A 16677-nucleotide genomic window follows, 5' to 3' on the forward strand; every position below is an offset into this window, starting at 1 on the left:
TCCCAGGTTAGAACAGCGCGCTCGACAAAGCTCTACGTGCTCTGGCCAAGGACGGGTCTTCGGCGGGAAGCGCGTCGAACAGGCCGAGCAGATGGCGCCTGGCCTTGTCACGCTCGTCGCCCGAGGTGCGCTTGACCACGGCCACGATCCGGTCGAACGCCTCGTCGACGGCCCCGGACAGCATCTCGAGGTCGGCCGCGAGCAGCTGGGCGTCGAGGTCGGCCGGGTCGGCGAGGCGCCTCTGCACGTCGTCAGGGTCGGCGTCGGCGGTGCGCTTGATCAGGCCGACGCCCGCGAGGCCCATCTTGGCGTCCTCGTTGCCCGGCGCCCGGACCAGCAGCCGCTCGTAGGCGGCCTGGGCCGCGTCGAGGTCGCCCTGGTCGATCGCCTGCTCGGCGGCCACCAGGTCGGGATCGGCCGGAGGAGCCTCGGGCGGCGCCTCCTCGCCGGCCTGCGGAGCAGGCCTGGCGTCGGGGTTGGCCTGGTAGAACTGCTCGACCGCGGCCATCAGCTCGTCGAGCCAGCGGCGCACCTCCTGCTCGGGGAGCACCTGCTGGAAGCCGGTGACGGCCTGCCCCTGGAAGATCGCCAGGACGGTCGGCACCGCCTGCACGCGCAGGGCCTGCGCGATCTGCGGGCTGGCGTCGACGTTGACCTTCGCGAGGACGGCCCTGCCGCCGGTCTCGCCGAGCACCTTCTCGAGCACGGGGCTGAGCTGGGCACTGCCCGGCGCCCGCGGCGACCACAGGTCGAGCACGACGGGCACGGTCATCGACCGGTCGATGACATCGGTCGTGAAGGTCTCCTCGGTCACGTCGACGACCGAGGCCGAGGAGGCCGCCTGCGGCCCTCCGCTCTCACGCCGGGCCTGCGCCTCCAGTGCCTGCTTACGGGCGCCCAGATCGATCGCTCCGTAGAGCGATCCGGGCCTAGAGAAGTCCGCCATGCTCCTCATCTTGCCGCATCGTGAAGTCGCCCGCCGCCACCCGTAGTGTGCGCAACTGGTCGAACATCCGCCGCAGCTCGTCCTCGTCGTACATGGTGAGCCCGAAATCGGCGGCCATCAGGTCGTCCGTCGCCTGCCGTACGGCGTCGCGACCGGCGTCGGTGATCTCGGCGAGCACGCCGCGTCCGTCGCGCGGATTGGGCAGCCGGCGCACCAGCCCCGAGCGTTCGAGCCGGTCGACCGTGTTGGTGACGCTCGTCGGATGCACCATGAGCCGCTCCCCGATCTTCGACAGCGGGAGCGCTCCGGTTCTGCTGAAGGTCAACAACACGAGAGCCTCGTACCTGGCGAAGGTCAAGTCGTACGGCTTCAGGAGCGAGTCAAGTTGCGACAGCAGGATCTGATGCGCTCTCATGATCGAGGTGACGGCGGCCATCGCGGAAGCGGGTCCGAAGCGGGCACGCCAGGTCTGAGCAGCGCGGTCGATGGGATCGAACGGCAGGTTGAGAGGCTTCGGCGTCGACACAGCGCTACCGTAGCGCGCTGCTCGTCCCGTTTGGACTGGTTACTCTATGCGATCGGATTCGCCGCTTGACCAAGAATGCGGACGTGAAACATCACGCTCAGTTATGGTTCTCGCATCGAAAGGTGACGCGGAAGCCAAGTTCACCGGCGGTGGGGACCTGCCCGGACTGATCGTTTCCGCTTTACCAACAGGGCACGGGGGTGCTTGATGAACGTCAACGGGGTAACGCGTGCCTGAACACGTGAGTGTCTCTCGCGAGGAACTGAAGCAGAGCGCGGCCGTCACGGTCGCCGTGCTCCTGGCTCTCGGCCTGGTCGCGGCGTGGAGTGTCCTGATACCGGGCGTCGACGCCTGGGAGAACATCGTGGCCGCGGTGATCGGATCGCTCCGGCTGACCGGGCCCGTGGCGGCCGCCTTCGCCGCATGGGTGGCCCTGCGCAAGCGCAGGGCGCTGGGAGACCGCTGCCTGACGGCGTGGCGCGCGCTCAAGGCGCCGCTGGCCATCGTGCTGGTGGTGCTCGGCTCGTTCGCCGCGACGGTGCTGGTGCTGGCCGTCAAGACCGTGCTCACCGACCAGTCGGGCCGGCTCAGCCTGTCGGGGCTGGGCGTCGGCATGGCGGGGCTGGCGCTCTACTCGGTGATCGGGTGGGTCGCCGGCTGGCTGGCGCCCCGGGCCGTCACGCCGCCGCTCGCCGGGCTGGGCTGCTACGCCCTGTTCACCTGGTTCGCCGATGGACGCGGCTGGGCCGACCGGCTGGCTCCGGGCACGGGTGAGCCGTACGACCTTTTCCAGGGGCTGAGCGGCGCCGCGTTCCTCAACCAGACGATCTGGCTGCTCGGCGTCACGGCGGCGCTGCTGCTCGGCTGGACGGCGCTGGTGACCAGGCGGCCACTGGTGCTGGCCTGCGCGCTGCTGGCCGTGCTGGCGGCGGGCACGGGTGTGGCGCGGCTGCTGGGCGAGCCCAAGCCGGCGGCCGCGCAGGAGATCGCCTACAGCTGCCAGGACTGGCCGATCACGGTCTGCCTGCACCCGGGGATGCGCAGCGGCCTCACCGAGCTGGGCGCCACCTTCACCAAGATCGCCTCCCGGCTGGCGGGCACCCCCGCCGCGTTCACCCGGGTGGAGCAGCGGCCCCTGGAGGAGAGCCTCAGGCCGTCCGCCGGTCTGGCGCCGATCCACGTGCCCGACCTGTCTGCCGGCTTCGCCGACCAGGCGTCCTACGAGTACGTCGAGTCGCTGGCCACCCGCTGCCCCGGCACCCCGGCCGACGGCTACCGCGAGATCGTGATGGCCTGGCTGCGCGGCGAGCCGCTGCCGGGCGGTCCGCTGGCCGAGCACCAGTACGCCGCCGCCTGGTTCTCGGGGCTGAGCGAGCACCAGAGGCGCGAGTGGCTGCGCATGTTCTACAGCGACTTCCAGTCATGCAAGCTGTCGAGCACCCACTTCGGCGGCGGCCCGGCCCAGACGCCCACGCCCGCGTCAGCGGTCGGCTCCTCACCGGTCTATCCCGTCTATCCCGCCCCCAGCGCCAATCCCTCGCCGGCCTGGGGCCCACAGATGTCACCAAATGGCTGGCAATGATGATCCATGCTCGGGTAGTCAACACCGCATGAAGACATTCCAGACGGAGCCGGCGGCGGAGACTCCCCGACGGCGCCGTGCGTGGCGATATCTGGCCGGGTTCCTCGTCGTGGCGATCCTGCTGGTGGTGGGCGGACGCCTGGCCTGGAGCTGGCTCGATCCCTTCGGTGAGGAGACGGTCGACCGGAGCCAGCCGGTGCTCCTGCAGTCGATCAAGGACCTGAGCCGGTTCGAGGCGGCCACCGGCAACTTCCAGGTCGTGGTGGACCTGGAGAAGGACGCCACCTTCCTGCCCGACGCGGTCAAGGGCACCCGCACCCTCTTCGTGGGCGCGGGCGGCGTGGACGCCTATGTCGACTTCTCGACGCTGGCGGCCGGCGCGGTGACGGTCAACGCCGAGCGCACCGAGGCCACGGTCCGGCTCCCCCGCGCGCAGCTCGAGAAGCCCAACCTGGACAACCGGCGCTCCTACGTCTTCGCGCAGCAGCGCGGGCTGCTCGACCGGGTGGAGGGCTTCCTGTCGTCCTCCCCCGGTGACCAGCGGGAGCTGTACGTGCTGGCGGAGAAGAAGATCGCCGAGGCGGCCGCCGCCAGCGACCTGCGGGCGAGGGCCGACGCCAACACCAAGGCCATGCTCGAAGGGCTGCTCAAGTCGCTCGGGTTCGACAAGGTGACGGTGAAGTTCACCGACGAGCCCTGACGCCCGAGGTCCCCCGAGGTCCCCGGGTCCCGGAGGTGCCCGGGGTGCCGGGCGTCGGCTCAGGCCGGGACGGAGATGATCAGGGCGTCTCCCTGGCCGCCGCCGCCGCACAGGGCGGCCGCGCCCAGGCCGCCGCCCCTGCGCTTCAGCTCGTACGCCAGCGTGAGGACGATCCGCGCGCCGGAGGCGCCGATCGGGTGGCCGAGCGCGATGCCGCCGCCGTTGACGTTCACCTTGTCGAGCGGCAGGCCGAGCTCCTTGGCCGACTGGACCACCACGCTGGCGAACGCCTCGTTGATCTCGACCAGGTCGAGGTCGCCGGCCGCGAGCCCCTGCTTGCCCAGGGCGTGCTTGATGGCGTTGGCCGGCTGCGACTGCAGCGAGGCGTCGGGGCCGGCGACGTTGCCGTGCCTGCCGATCTCCGCCAGCCAGGACAGGCCCAGTTCCTCAGCCTTGGCCTTGGACATGACGACGACCGCGCAGGCGCCGTCGGAGATCTGCGAGGCGGACCCGGCCGTGATGGTGCCGTCGGCCGCGAACGCGGGCCGCAGCCTGGCGAGGGTCTCCACGGTGGTGTCGCCCCGCACGCCCTCGTCCTCCTTGACGACCAGCGGCTCGCCGCGCCGCTGCGGGATCTCCACCGGCACGATCTCGTCCTCGAAGGCGCCGTTCTTGATGGCCGCCGCGGCCAGCTGGTGGGAGCGGGCCGACACGGCGTCCTGCTCCTCGCGGCCGATGCCGAGGCGGGCGTTGTGGCTCTCGGTCGACTCGCCCATCGCGCACTGGTCGAAGGCGCAGAACAGGCCATCGTGGGCCATCGAGTCGACCACGTCGCTGCCGCCGTACTTGACGCCCTTGCGCAGGCCGGGCAGCAGGTGCGGCGCGTTGGTCATCGACTCCATGCCGCCGGCCACCACGATGTCGAACTCGCCGGCGCGGATGAGCTGGTCGGCCAGGGCGATGGCGTCGAGACCGGACAGGCACACCTTGTTGATGGTGATCGAGGGGACCGTCATCGGGATGCCGGCCTTGACCGCCGCCTGGCGCGAGGGGATCTGGCCCGCCCCCGCCTGCAGCACCTGGCCCATGATCACGTACTCGACGGCCTCGGGCGCGACCCCGGCACGGTCCAGGGCCGCCTTGATGGCGATGCCGCCCAGGTCGACGGCCTGCAGCCCGGACAGGGCGCCGAGCAGTTTGCCGATCGGGGTGCGTGCCCCTGCGACGATGACGGAACCAGACATGGCGGCCTCCTGTGCCCACGAGGGATTCTTTGACACCATACCTACGTGTAAAAGGACGTTAGCAGTGGAGGTAGGCCACCCATGTTCATGCGTATCGACCACATCGGAATCGCCTGTCACGACCTGGAGGAGAAGATCGAACTGTTCTCTGGAACGTTCGATCTGACCGTGGTGGCCCGCGAGGTGAACGAGGAGCAGGGCGTCAAGGAGGCCATGCTGCACATCGCCGACGGCGAGGGCGGCGGCTCCTACATCCAGTTGCTCGAACCCCTGTCGGAGGACTCCCCGGTGGGCAAGTTCCTCGCCAAGCGGGGCGAGGGCGTGCACCACGTGGCCTTCGGAGTGCCCGACGTCGCCGCGGCGATGGATCAGATCGGGGCAAAGGGCGTGAGGCTCCTCGACGAGCGCCCGCGACACGGGTCGATGGGGTCGGAGATCGCGTTTCTGCACCCCAAGGACGTGGGAGGAATGCTTACGGAGCTGGTCCAGGCGGCCCGGCCCGCACAAACCTAAAAATCGTTCATATGTAACTAGTCACGCAGAAAGTTGGACGGGGCCTCGGAGTCGGCATCAGCGGAGTACGCTGGCTTTCCACCGGACAAGGGGCCTGCCGCGAGGCACAGGCTCCTGGCTCGGATGCCCCGAACCCCCCGTCCGGCCCGTGTAGCCGTCTCGACAACCCAGGATCGAGCCTCCATGCAGTCCGACATCGACGCCCAACTCAACAACTTCTTCGAGGACGCCCCCGCACGCGAGTTCGACGTGGTGCTCCGTGGTTATGACCGCCACCAGGTCCATGATCATTTGAAGCAGCTCGACGGCGAGCTACGAACGGCTCGCGAGCAGGTCACCGGCCTGCAGCGCGACCTGTCCGACTCGCAGCGCCAGCTCCAGGAGCAGGAGCGCCCCACCTACTCCGGTCTGGGCGCCCGCATCGAGCAACTGCTGCGGCTCGCCGAGGAGCAGGCCACCGAGCTCGTCCAGGCCGCCAGGTCAGAGGCCAACGAGATCAAGGCCGCGGCCAAGGTCGAGGCGGCGGACCTGCGGGCGGCGGCCGAGGCCGAGGCGGCCGACAAGCGGGCGCAGGCCACGCGCGAGAGCGACGAGATGCGCACCAGCGCCGAGCGTGACGCCGAGGAGATCCGCTCCACGGCGCGCCGCGAGGCCGACGAGCTGACCAACACCACCGAGCGCGAGGTGGCCAAGCTCCGCGCCACCGCCGACCACGAGGTGGCCGAGAAGCGGGCCGACGCCGAGCGCGAGATCGCCAAGCTGCGCACGACGACCGAGCGCGAGGTCGCCCAGCTACGGGCCTCGACCAAGCGCGAGCGCGACGAGGTGCTGACCACCGCCAAGCGCCAGGCCGACGAGATGCGGGCGCAGGCTCAGCGGGTGCTGGAGGAGTCCGAGGCCAAGCGGGCGCAGGACGAGGCCGAGTTCGAGATCCAGCTGGCGTCCCGGCGCGAGGAGGCGGAGCGCCAGGAGGCCGATCGCCACGCCAGCGCGCAGGCCGCGACCCAGAAGCTGGTCGCCGAGGCCGAGCAGCGCGCCGCGACCGCCGAGTCGCGGGCCACGAAGGCCACCCAGCAGGCCGACCAGACCCGCCGCGAGGCCGATCTGCACGCCAAGCAGCTGGTCGCCAACGCACGCAAGAACTCCGAGCAGATCGTGGCCGAGGCCAAGTCGAGCGCCGAGACCATAGTGACCGAGGCGAAGAACGACGCGGAGCGCACCCGCTCCTCGATGCAGCGCCAGGTCGACGAGCTCACCCGCCAGCGCGACAGCATCACCAGCCACCTCGCGCAGCTGCGCCAGCTGCTCGGTGGCGCCGCGCTGCCGGGCATGGAGCCCGAGCCCGCCGTGGCCGCGGCCCCGCCGAAGCCGGCGATCGCCGCACCCGCCAACGACAAGCCGATCGCGCCGGCGCCCGCCGCCAAGCCTGAGACCAAGGCCGAGGACGACGCCGAATGGTGGCAGGAGTAGTCAGGAGGCCACTACACGGGGGCTGACAGACGGCTGAGGAGAGCCTGGTGACCTTGATGGTCGCTAGGCTCTCCTTCTGTTGCGGCGGCTCAGGGCGTTCTCGTCGGGGTTCCTGCCCCCACTTCGGCCCTTGCCTCCGGCTACCGTCGCGGCTCCGCCGCGGTTTCCACCCCCCGAGTCATCAGGAGTCCCCCGTGTCCGCAGAAGCCGACCCCGTGCCCGCTCAGGACCGGCCCCCGGTGCCGGAGCAGGCTCCGGCGCCGGGCGCCGCCTCTCCGGGTGACACCACCGATGCCGTTCCTCTGGGTGGCAGCGCCGACGCCGCGCCGTACGGACTGCCCGGCAAGCCGCTGGCACGCGGCCCGTTCCTGTTCGGGCTGGTCGGCGGGCTCGGGGTGCTGACCGCGATCGCGATCGCGCAGATGGTCGTCGCCTCGCTGCACGTGATCATCCTGGTCGTGGTGGCGATGTTCCTGGCCGTCGGGTTGAACCCGGCCGTGGAGGCGCTGCAGCGGCGCCGGCTGGGCAGGCGCGGCGCGATCTCGATCGTGTTCGCCGGGGTCATCCTGGCGTTCGTGCTGTTCGGGCTGGCCGTGGTGCCGCCGGTGAGCCAGCAGCTGGCTGAGTTCGTGGCCGCCGTGCCCGGCTACGTCACCGAGCTGAGCAACCATCCGACGCTCCGCCGGCTGGACGCCGAGTATCAGATCCTGCCGAAGGTGGCCGCGTTCGTCACCGGCACGCTGGGGCCGGCGCTGGCCTCGGGCGTCGTGGGCGCCGGGCTGGTGGTGCTCGACGGCGCCTTCACCACGGTGACGCTGCTGGTGCTCATGCTGTACTTCCTCGGCTCGCTGCACACGATCAAGGACTATCTGCTCAGGCTGGTCCCGGCCTCGCGGCGCGGGCGGACCGGCGCGATCGCCGAGGAGGTGCTCAACGGCATCGGCGGCTACGTCGCCGGCAGCGTGCTCATCTCGGTCATCGCGGGCGTGCTGGCCTGGATCTTCCTGTCGCTCATCGGGGTGAAGTACGCGCTGGCGCTGGCCCTGGTGGTCGCCCTGACGGACCTGATCCCGCTGGTGGGCGCGACCATCGGGGCCGTGCTCGTCACGGGCGTGGCGTTGCTGGAGTCGTGGCAGGTGGGCGTGGCCTGTGCGGTCTTCTTCCTGATCTACCAGCAGATCGAGAACTACCTGATCTACCCGCGGGTGATGAAGCGCTCGGTGGACGTGACACCGGCGGTGACGGTCATCGCCGCGCTCTTCGGCGGGGCTCTGCTCGGCATCGTGGGCGCTCTGGTCGCCATCCCGGTGGCGGCCGCCATCGCGCTGGTCATCCGGGAGATCGTGCTTCCTCGGCAAGCCCGGTGCTGAGAAACTCCGCCACCGCCGCGTTGAACGCCTCGGGCTGCTCGACCGCGCTCAGGTGACCGGCCTTCGGGATGATCTCCAGCCTGCCGTCGGACGCGGCCCGCGCCATCGCCTCGGCGTCGGCCGGTGTCGCCAGCTCGTCCTCCTCGCCCACGACGACCAGCAGCGGCACCTCCAGCGCGGCCAGCGTGTCGAAGGAGTCGGGGCGGCCCGCCATGGCCCGCTGCGCCCAGGCGACGGCGCCCGGCGGCGCCGACTGCACGAGGCCCTTGACCCGCCCGAACACCATCGCCCGGCGCTCCTTGGTGGTCGGCCCGATGAGCGCCGGCAGCACCTCGGCGAGCAGCACGTCGCTGCCGTCGGACAGAACGGCCCGCGCGATGCGCTCGCGGTTGTCGCGGGCGGGCTGCGGGTCGGGCCCGGCCTTGGTGTCGGCCAGGATCACGCCCAGCAGGCGCTCGGGGTGGCGGCGGCAGAACGCCATCGTGACGTAGCCGCCCATCGACAGCCCGCCGACCACGGCCCTGTCGATGCCCTCGGCGTCGAGCAGCCTGGCGACGTCGTCCGCCATCAGGTCGACGGACGGCTCGTCATCACCCAGCCGCGACCCTCCGAAGCCGCGCAGGTCAGGAGTGATCACCCGGCACGATCCGGCCAGCCCCTCTCGTTGCGCCAGCCACATGGCCGAGGAGAGCGGGAACGCGTGGAGCAGTACGACCGGGAGTCCGGTCCCGGCTGATCTCGTGTAAAGCTGCACGACCACACGGTAGCCCTGATCCTCGTGACAATCACTCCACGACGTATGCCGATATACCCCCATAGCGGCGACCGGTTTTCCGGAGAACGCCTCCCGTCCGAGGTCATTGGGCGGTGGCCGTCATCCCTCCGTCGACGAAGAGCACCTGCCCGGTCATGTACGCCGACGCGGGCGCGGCCAGGAAGACGGCCGGATGGGCCATCTCCTCGGCCGTGCCCCACCGGTGCATGGGCACCCCGGCGATGGTCGCCGCGCCGGCCGTCTCGTCCTCCCAGAGGTTGCGGTTGAGATCGGTGGCCGTCCAGCCGGGGCACAGCGCGTTGACCCGGACACCAGATCGCGCCCACTCCACGGCCAGCGATTTGGTCAGCGCGACCACGCCCGCCTTGGCCGCCGCGTAGGGGGCCAGGAACGGCGCGCCCAGCGCCGCCGCCGAAGCGACGTTGATCACGGACCCGGACCCCCTTTCGAGCAGGTGCGGGGCGACCGCGTGGCACACGGCCATGGCGGAGTCGAGGTTGAGCCGCATCAGCTTGTCCCACCCCGACAGGCGCAGGTCCTTGAACTCGACCAGGAAGTTGGACCCGCCGGCGTTGTTGACCACGATGTCGAGCCGGCCCAGCGCGTCGATCGCCCCGTGGACGGCGCCGGCGGCCTCGTCGCGGTCGGTGAGGTCCGCCGGGATCACCACGGCCTCCCGCCCGTGGGCCTCGACCTCCTTGGCCACCTCGGCCAGTGTCGCGGCCGAGCGCGACACGAGCGCCACATCGGCTCCCGCCTCGGCGTAGGCGAGCGCGATGGCCCGCCCGATCCCCCTCGACGCCCCGGTGACCAAGGCCTTCTTCCCGCTGAGATCGAACGCGCCCACGGTGCCTCCTCCAGCTAGAACCGAACGAGATTCTATGGACTTGTGCGCCCTCGACGCCATGCCCCGCACCGACGAACGGCGCGGGGCACACCGGCCCCGCGCCGCTACGGTCAGAAGCCTCTGGCGGTCAGAAGAAGATGTGGATGAGGTCGTCCAGTCCGCTCTGGTCGATCCAGCGGGTGACGCGCACTCCTACCTCGGCCTTGGCGCCCGTTCTCGTCATTGGAGGTTCCACCTCGCCCTGTCTCGACTCCATTCTCGGGCCCTGGCCCGTGCCGTTGGGACGCCCCGAGCCGCGCAGGAAATCAGGTGGCCGGCCCTCCGGGTACAACCGGCCGTCGCGGTAGATGGTGACGGACCTGGTCTGCTGGACCTGGCCGTTGATGCTGTAGACCTGTCCTTCCCTGACGGGTGCGCGACCGGCCTTGGGCGGGGACTCCCGCTGGGTCGCCCGCTGGCTGGTCGGCCGCTGGGCCGGCCGCTGCCGGGCGCCCCTGGCCGGAGCGCTGCTCGCGCGTCTGCTGCGAGACCTCTCGGCGGCCTTCCTCTGCCGCTTGCTGGCCTTCTGTATCTGGCGACGCGTCTTGGCCGCCCTGCGCTTGGCCGCCTCGGCTGCGGCCTTCCTGCGCTTGGCCTCCGCCGCCTTCTTCGCCTCCGCCGCCTTCTTCCGCCTGGCCAGCTCGGCTGCCTTCTTCTTGGCCTTCTCCAGCGCCTTCTTCTTGGCCGCCGCCGCGGCCCTTCTCTTGGCCAGCTCCGCGGCCTGCCTCCTGGCCAGCTCGGCGGCGCGCTTCCTGGCCAGCGCGATGGCGGCGCGCCTGGCCGCGGCCAGGGCGATCCTTCTGGCGATGGCCTGCGCCGCGATCCTGGCCGCGATGCCGACGACGAACCAGACGAGCTGCCCATCGGCGTCGCTCATCGTGACCGGGCTGTTGTTGGCGTAGGCGTAGCCGTTGAGCTGCTGCGGATCGTTCTCGGCGATCACGGGGTCGACGGACAGGAACCGCCCGTTCTTCGTGTCGTACTCGCGGGCGCCGAGGTGGACGAGCCCGGTCGACGGGTCCTGCCCGCCTCCGACGAACCCGCGCTGCCCGGGCCACCACGGTGGTGGCGCTCCTCGATCCTCGCCGAACGGCGTCGTCCGGCGCAGGGCCACCTCTCCGCTGGCGGCCTTGACCGCGGCCTGCGCGGTGCCCAGGTGGTCGGCGGCCAGGAAGTACACCTGGTTGTCCGACGTGCGCACCGCCACCGGCTGGCCGCCGATGGTGTAGTAGCGGGTGCCCTCGACGACGTTCTTGGCCAGGTCGAGGCGCAGCTCCATGTCGTCGATGTAGAGCGTGGCGTCCGTCGGTGTCCTGCGGAGCAGCCGGTCGCCGTCGGCGTCGTACAGGAAGGAGGTGACCTTGCCCGCCTCGGTCACCGACTGGAGGTTGCCCTCGGCGTCCCAGACCAGGGTCTGGTCGGTGCTGCCGACCTTGCGCCTGATGGTGTTGCCGGCCTCGTCGTAGGCGAAGGTGTCGGTGCCCGCCGACCGCACGGCGTGCGGCTGCTTGGCCCCGGCCGCGGGATAGGTGTAGGAGCGGACCGACTCCGCGTTGCCGCCGAACGCGTGCTTGGTCTCCTTCGTCCGGTTGCCGGTGGAGTCGTAGGCGTAGCTCGTCGCGTACGGCGCGACACCGCCGATCTTGTCCGACCGCGGCGTGCCGCTCGCGCAGTCGTCGGTGGCCGTCCACGCCGAGGTCAGGCGGCGCAGATGGTCATAGGTGAAGCACTGGGTGTCCCTGGACTGCCCGCCGGCCAGGTCCCTGATCTTGCTGATGTTGCCCACCGGGTCGTAGGTGTAGTTGAGATCCAGGTCGCTCGACGCGGCGCCGTCGCGGTCCAGCCTGCTCCGGGTCAGCCTGCGGGTGGTCTCGTCGTGGGTGTAGGTGAGCCAGGCCTTCTTGCCGCCGGTGCTCAGCTCGTGCTGGAGCGTCTCGCCCATCTTGGAGTAGCGGGTCGCCGTGACGTACGACGACAGGCCCGTCACCTTGGTCGGCTGGCTGAGCCCGTCATAGGAGTAGACGACCGACTCCGCCTCCAGCCCGCCCGCGGCCGGGAAGCTGATGGACTGGACCTGGTCGTCGGTGGTGTAGCGGGTGTTGAGCACGTACGAGCCGGCCAGCTTGCCCTCGCGCGCCGGCACGGTGACGGTCTGCCGCAGGGTGCGGTACTCGACGTCGATCGCGTTGATCTCCGCCTTGTACGCCTGGCCGTCCACGTAGCGGATGCTGGCGTTCTGGTGCCCCTTGGCCAGCGCGTCGTACTTCCATTCCGCCAGCAGCGGGCCGGTCGTGGAGCCCTCGCGCAGCTCCCGCTTGCGGCCCAGCTCGTCGTAGACGTAGGCCAGGGTCTTGCCCCTGGCGTCGGTGGTGGTGGCGATCTCGTCGGCGTCGTTGTAGGTGAAGGTCGTGACGCCCTTGTCCGGGTCCTCGGTCCTGATCTCCCGGCCGCGCAGGTCGTAGTGGTAGCGCCACACGTTGCCCGCGTGGTCGGTCACGCTGGCCAGCCGGCCCGCCGCGTCGTAGGCGTACTTGGTCGCCTCGTACTCGCCGGTCGGGGTGGCCCCCTTGTACTGGCGCAGCTCGACCAGCCGGTCCTCGGCGTCGCCGATGCTGGTGGTGGCCGTGCCTCCGGGCGGGGGCGTCACGTCGATCCGGTCGCCCTTGTGGGTGGCCGAGGCGCGCCACTTCTCCACGCCCTTGGCCAGCAGCACCTGGGCGGACAGCTCGCCGGTCCCGTCGTAGACCGAGGCGAGCTGGCTCGGGACGTCGGTGTCGGCCACCCCGAGCAGATCGGTGCCCGGCACGCCGGTGCTGAAGTAGCCGCCGTTGGCCTTGGTCACCGCCCCGAAGGAGTTGTAGAAGGTGTCGGTGATCGTGCGCCCGTCGCGCAGCGCCGGATCCTGTGCCTGGTCGTCTCGGGGCGCGGGCTCCTGGGTCTGGCGGGGGCGCAGCAGGCCGTCGTACAGCTCGTGGCTGGTCGTGTAGGTGCCATCCGTCCCCAGGGTCTTGGTGGTGACGACGCTCGGGCCGTTGTCGCGGGTCAGGTAGGAGTATTCCGTGTTGGGCGACTGACCGGCCGCCTTGCTGCGGTCGCTCTGCCACACCTTGACCAGGCGGCCGAGCGCGTCGTGCTCCATGTCGGTGCGCCGGTTGTTGGCGTCGATCTCGGCCACGGGCTCGCCCCAGGCCGGCTCGACGAACGTACGCTCCTCGTGGCCGAGGGGGTTGGTCTCCTTGACCTCGGTCACCGGGGCGCCGGACGCCGGCGTGTAGGCGATGGTGACCTTGGTGCCGACCGAGTCGGTCTCGCTGGTCATCCGCCCGTACGCGTCGTACGTGCGAACGGCGTCGTTGACGGTCGCGCCGTCTCCGGACACGACCTCCTGGACGGTGGTGACGTCGCCCTTGACCGGCGCCTGCCCGTACGCCCGGCCGTCGTAGTGCACCCGCTCGTCGGACAGCACGTCGTCGGCGGCCAGCGTGGCCACGCCGGTGCCGCATCCGGCGGCGACCTTGTGGATCCTGCTGGTGTAGTCGAGCAGCCAGTTCGCCGCGTCGCGGGCGTAGGTGTAGCGCGTGCACTGGTCGTCGGCGGCGGTCGCCAGGTCACCCTTGTCGTCGACCTGGGTGAGGAGGCCGTACTGGTCGAAGGCCCGCTCCTCCCCGGTGCGCCGCCAGGTGCCGCCGTTCAGCGCGGTGCGGGTCACCATGGACTTGGCCTGGACGATGTGCGCGGCCTTGGTGACGCCGCCCTGCGTGGACTCGGCGGTCTTGAGCGACCACGGCTCCTCGGTCGTCGCGGTCGCGATCGCGCCGCCGTCTCCGTCGTAGAGAATCTCCTCCCGTTCGAAGCCGCTCAGCTGGTCGTGGTCGTCGAGCTTGCGGCCCTCGCTGTCCTCGACCTGGGCGCTGCGTTTGGTGCCGTCGGCCAGGCGGTCGCCGTGCATGCCCCGGAAGTACCTGAACTCCGTGAGCTGGCGCCTGCCGTCCTGCCCGTCGCCCTCGCGGACCCGGACCCGGCCGAAGCCACGCCAGTCAGCCCAGGTGCGGTGCTCGGGCTTGACCAGGATGTTGTCGGCGTAGTGCCAGGCCGCGCCGTCGAGATACTCGTAGTCGGTGACCACCGTCGGCGACCCGGCGACCCGGTCGATCTCCAGCGTCTGGGCCACCACGTACTTGTGGAACCAGTCCGTGACCTCGGGCTCGTCCGCCGGCGCCCACCGTTGCGGGAAGCAGCGCCGCGTGTTGCGGTCGGCGGCCGGCAGCTGCCCCGGCCGGCACTCGGCGGGGGCGTAGTTGACCCGGAGCTGCCCGCCGCTCTCGTTGTTCACCGCCTGGACCCGCCACTTGATCAGCGGCGCGCGGCCCTCGTCCGAGTCGACCCGGTTGGGCAGCTGAACCCCGGCGAACGTGATGGCGGGCAACGAGATGGTGCCGCCCACGTGGCCGGTCTGCTGGATGGACGCCAGCCACAGCGAGGGGCTGAGCCCGTCGCCCGTCGCGGGGAACGAGTGCGTCAGCGTCCAGGAGTCCACCGCGTAGTGCTGGCCGGAGGCGTTGAGCACCTGGGTGGTGACCTTGGCCAGCCGCTTGCGGGTGAAGAACGTCGGCGACAGCCGGTCGGTGCACTTCTCCCCGGAGTTGCAGATCTGGTCAAAGGGGACATCCGGCCAGTGGCTCGCGGTCTCCTTCTTGAGCTGGTCGGGCGCGCAGGTGACGGTTCCGCTCGGGACGCACCGCTCGGCCGTGTCGAACAGGACACGGGCCGCGGGCGACCTGGTGAACAGCTCACCCTGCAGGTAGCCGTAGTCGATCCGGGCCAGGTAGCCGCCGCGGACGTACTCGGTGCCCTGCTCGGGCTTCATGTCGCGGCCGTAGTGGTTGGTCTCGGTCGCGTACCAGTAGGTGGTGGCGTTGCCGTGGGTGTCGACCGCGAGGTCGAGGTTCCACCGGTAGGCCTGCTGGCACCAGGCGGCGGTCCGGTCGCTCTTGTAGCAGGGCTCACCGCTGTTGTTGCCGAACACCGGCACCGTCCAGACCGACTTGGTCTCCGGCTTGCCGGTGGCCCAGCCGGGCAGACGGCCCAGGCCGAAGGTGTACTGGACGCCCTCCTCGTCGGTGACCCGCCAGTACTCGCCGTCGTTGTCGCCGTTGACGGCTCCCTTGAGGTATTCGACCCGGGTGCCGTCGTCACGCTTGGGCCGCCACTGCTTGGTCGTGGCGTCCTTGACCAGTTCGACGGACGAGTTGCCGAGGGCCAGGGTCGCGTTCTCCTGGTCCCAGCACAGGTCGCCGGTCTTCTTGCCGTCGAGCATGCACGACTTGTAGCGGCGCTCGATGTAGCCGCCGGGGCTCAGCTCGAAGCCCTCTCCGGCCCAGGACGACTGGTTGTTGGTGGACGCGGTACGGCCGTCCACGCTCTGGGAGGAGTAGGCGAGCGACATCTCCGGCGCGTCGTCGCCCAGTGCGGGCGGCGAGCGCAGGCCGTACGACCAGCTGAAGTCGCCCGACTGGGTGCCGACGCTCCAGTCGGCGGAGGGGCTGAGCGAGGTGGCCGCGTGGTCGCCCGACGGTCCCGAGGGCGCGGCGGCCAGCGCGTACAGCGCGGGCAACTCGACGTCGGCGGTCAGGGTGCCGGCCTTGGCGTCGTTCTCACCGGGCACCGGCACGGGCAGCGGGCAGGCGGTGCCCGGGGCCGCCGCGGCGGCGTTCAGGGCGCACTCGTCGAGCCGTACCAGCCGGAGCCGGGCGCCGTAGTCGCCGCCGAAGGCGTGCCGGAAGCTGGAGTAGTCGATCTGGACGCGGGTCCTGCCGCTGGTGGCCGTGATTCCCTGGCCGGGGGTCAGCCGCAGGGCGAGGCCCAGCCGGCCGGTCGGCGCGGCGTCGAGCAGCTCGACGCGGACCCGCTCGGGCGCGGATGCCGGCGCCTCAGCGGACTCGCCCGCCGGCTTCTTCGCCGACGCCTTCGCCTCGGCGACGCGGACCGGGAAGCCGGCCGCCAGGGTACGGGCGTCGCCGCTCGTCGAGAGCTCGACCGTCTGCGGCTTCGGCCAGCCGACGCCCGGTGGAGCCTTCCACGCCTGTTCCCGGGCCGGATCGGCCTCCCGGGGCAGCACCGGGACCGGCTTGCCGCGGACCGGCGTCTCCTTCTGCACGGCCGGAGCGGCGGCCGGCGCGGCACTCGCGGGCACGGCGGGGGCCAGGGGGAGGACGACGACGACGGCGAGCAGCGTGGTCAGCCATCGGGGCCACGGCGACTTGCGCAGCGGCTGCTCCTGAAAACGATTCCAGTGGGATTCCGGCAGGTCTAACTCGGTCGGCACATCCATGCGAACCTCACGGATCAGTGGAGGGGGGTAACCGGGCGGCTGGCTGGAGGATCTGCGCGGCGCTGATCACGCCGCCGTGGGCGCGGGCGGCGTCAACGGTCCCTGGCCGGTGGCCGGTGAAGGCGCCCGCATGCTCGAAGCGGCCCGCCCGCGAGGGGCCGGCCGCGTTCCACGTGATGGTGAGAAGTCCCCGTAGACATGGATGCCAGACTCAGCGGCCACTCCGGCGTCTCCACGATCTTCACTTGACACTCGGATTGTGACTCTGGCAAAGCCATCCGTCCATATCCAAACGGCAGATTTCACCAGAAACCTAACCACCCTGGAGAAAAAC

Annotated in this window: 11 protein-coding genes; 5 read left to right on the top strand and 6 right to left on the bottom strand. The window is 70.8% G+C overall.

Annotated elements, in window-relative coordinates:
- Positions 1-7: 7 nt before the first annotated feature.
- Positions 8-946: a tetratricopeptide repeat protein gene (locus tag AC5L3X_RS08835; protein ID WP_494856265.1), complete on the bottom strand. Its 939-nt coding sequence runs from the start codon at positions 944-946 to the stop codon at positions 8-10.
- Positions 930-1472: a MarR family winged helix-turn-helix transcriptional regulator gene (locus tag AC5L3X_RS08840; RefSeq protein WP_189126135.1), complete on the bottom strand. Its 543-nt coding sequence runs from the start codon at positions 1470-1472 to the stop codon at positions 930-932. The genes AC5L3X_RS08835 and AC5L3X_RS08840 overlap by 17 nt, the downstream gene beginning before the upstream one ends.
- 241 nt (positions 1473-1713) lie before the next feature.
- On the opposite strand from AC5L3X_RS08840, the gene AC5L3X_RS08845 reads away from it, so the two are divergent.
- The gene (locus tag AC5L3X_RS08845; RefSeq protein WP_189126134.1) at positions 1714-3054 is read left to right on the top strand and encodes a hypothetical protein; all 1341 of its coding nucleotides are present in this window, start codon (positions 1714-1716) and stop codon (positions 3052-3054) included.
- A gap of 28 nt (positions 3055-3082) precedes the next feature.
- Positions 3083-3754 (top strand): DUF4230 domain-containing protein, encoded by a 672-nt coding sequence (locus tag AC5L3X_RS08850; RefSeq protein WP_189126133.1) that lies wholly within the window; start codon positions 3083-3085, stop codon positions 3752-3754.
- A 59-nt stretch (positions 3755-3813) separates the two neighbouring features.
- On the opposite strand, the gene AC5L3X_RS08855 is transcribed toward AC5L3X_RS08850, so the two are convergent.
- Complete coding sequence (locus AC5L3X_RS08855; RefSeq protein WP_189126132.1) at positions 3814-4998, bottom strand: acetyl-CoA C-acetyltransferase; 1185 nt, start codon at positions 4996-4998, stop codon at positions 3814-3816.
- A gap of 81 nt (positions 4999-5079) precedes the next feature.
- Between AC5L3X_RS08855 and mce the strand changes: the two genes are divergently transcribed.
- The 3 genes from mce (at position 5080) to AC5L3X_RS08870 (ending at position 8351) form a co-directional block, all read left to right on the top strand.
- Positions 5080-5511: a methylmalonyl-CoA epimerase gene (gene mce / locus AC5L3X_RS08860; protein ID WP_189126131.1), complete on the top strand. Its 432-nt coding sequence runs from the start codon at positions 5080-5082 to the stop codon at positions 5509-5511.
- A 183-nt stretch (positions 5512-5694) separates the two neighbouring features.
- Positions 5695-6981 (top strand): DivIVA domain-containing protein, encoded by a 1287-nt coding sequence (locus AC5L3X_RS08865; protein ID WP_494856266.1) that lies wholly within the window; start codon positions 5695-5697, stop codon positions 6979-6981.
- 194 nt (positions 6982-7175) lie between these two features.
- Positions 7176-8351 carry an AI-2E family transporter gene (locus AC5L3X_RS08870; protein ID WP_494856267.1) on the top strand — a complete coding sequence of 392 codons (1176 nt, stop codon included), beginning with the start codon at positions 7176-7178 and terminating at the stop codon, positions 8349-8351.
- On the opposite strand, the gene AC5L3X_RS08875 is transcribed toward AC5L3X_RS08870, so the two are convergent.
- From AC5L3X_RS08875 to AC5L3X_RS08885, 3 genes are all read right to left on the bottom strand, one after another.
- Complete coding sequence (locus tag AC5L3X_RS08875; RefSeq protein ID WP_225263510.1) at positions 8311-9105, bottom strand: alpha/beta fold hydrolase; 795 nt, start codon at positions 9103-9105, stop codon at positions 8311-8313. The genes AC5L3X_RS08870 and AC5L3X_RS08875 overlap by 41 nt on opposite strands.
- 103 nt (positions 9106-9208) lie before the next feature.
- Positions 9209-9973, bottom strand: a complete 765-nt coding sequence (locus AC5L3X_RS08880; RefSeq protein WP_494856268.1) for an SDR family NAD(P)-dependent oxidoreductase — start codon at positions 9971-9973, stop codon at positions 9209-9211.
- A gap of 127 nt (positions 9974-10100) precedes the next feature.
- The gene (locus AC5L3X_RS08885; protein ID WP_494856270.1) at positions 10101-16337 is read right to left on the bottom strand and encodes an RHS repeat domain-containing protein; all 6237 of its coding nucleotides are present in this window, start codon (positions 16335-16337) and stop codon (positions 10101-10103) included.
- Between the last annotated feature and the right edge of the window lie 340 nt (positions 16338-16677).

The organism is Nonomuraea sp. CX421 (assembly GCF_059358955.1).

Coding starts and splice junctions, on each gene's coding strand:
- AC5L3X_RS08865 (WP_494856266.1), top strand. CDS start 5,695: ATGCAGTCCGACATCGACGCCCAACTCAACAACTTCTTCGAGGACGCC.
- AC5L3X_RS08835 (WP_494856265.1), bottom strand. CDS start 946: ATGGCGGACTTCTCTAGGCCCGGATCGCTCTACGGAGCGATCGATCTG.
- AC5L3X_RS08855 (WP_189126132.1), bottom strand. CDS start 4,998: ATGTCTGGTTCCGTCATCGTCGCAGGGGCACGCACCCCGATCGGCAAA.
- mce (WP_189126131.1), top strand. CDS start 5,080: ATGTTCATGCGTATCGACCACATCGGAATCGCCTGTCACGACCTGGAG.
- AC5L3X_RS08850 (WP_189126133.1), top strand. CDS start 3,083: ATGAAGACATTCCAGACGGAGCCGGCGGCGGAGACTCCCCGACGGCGC.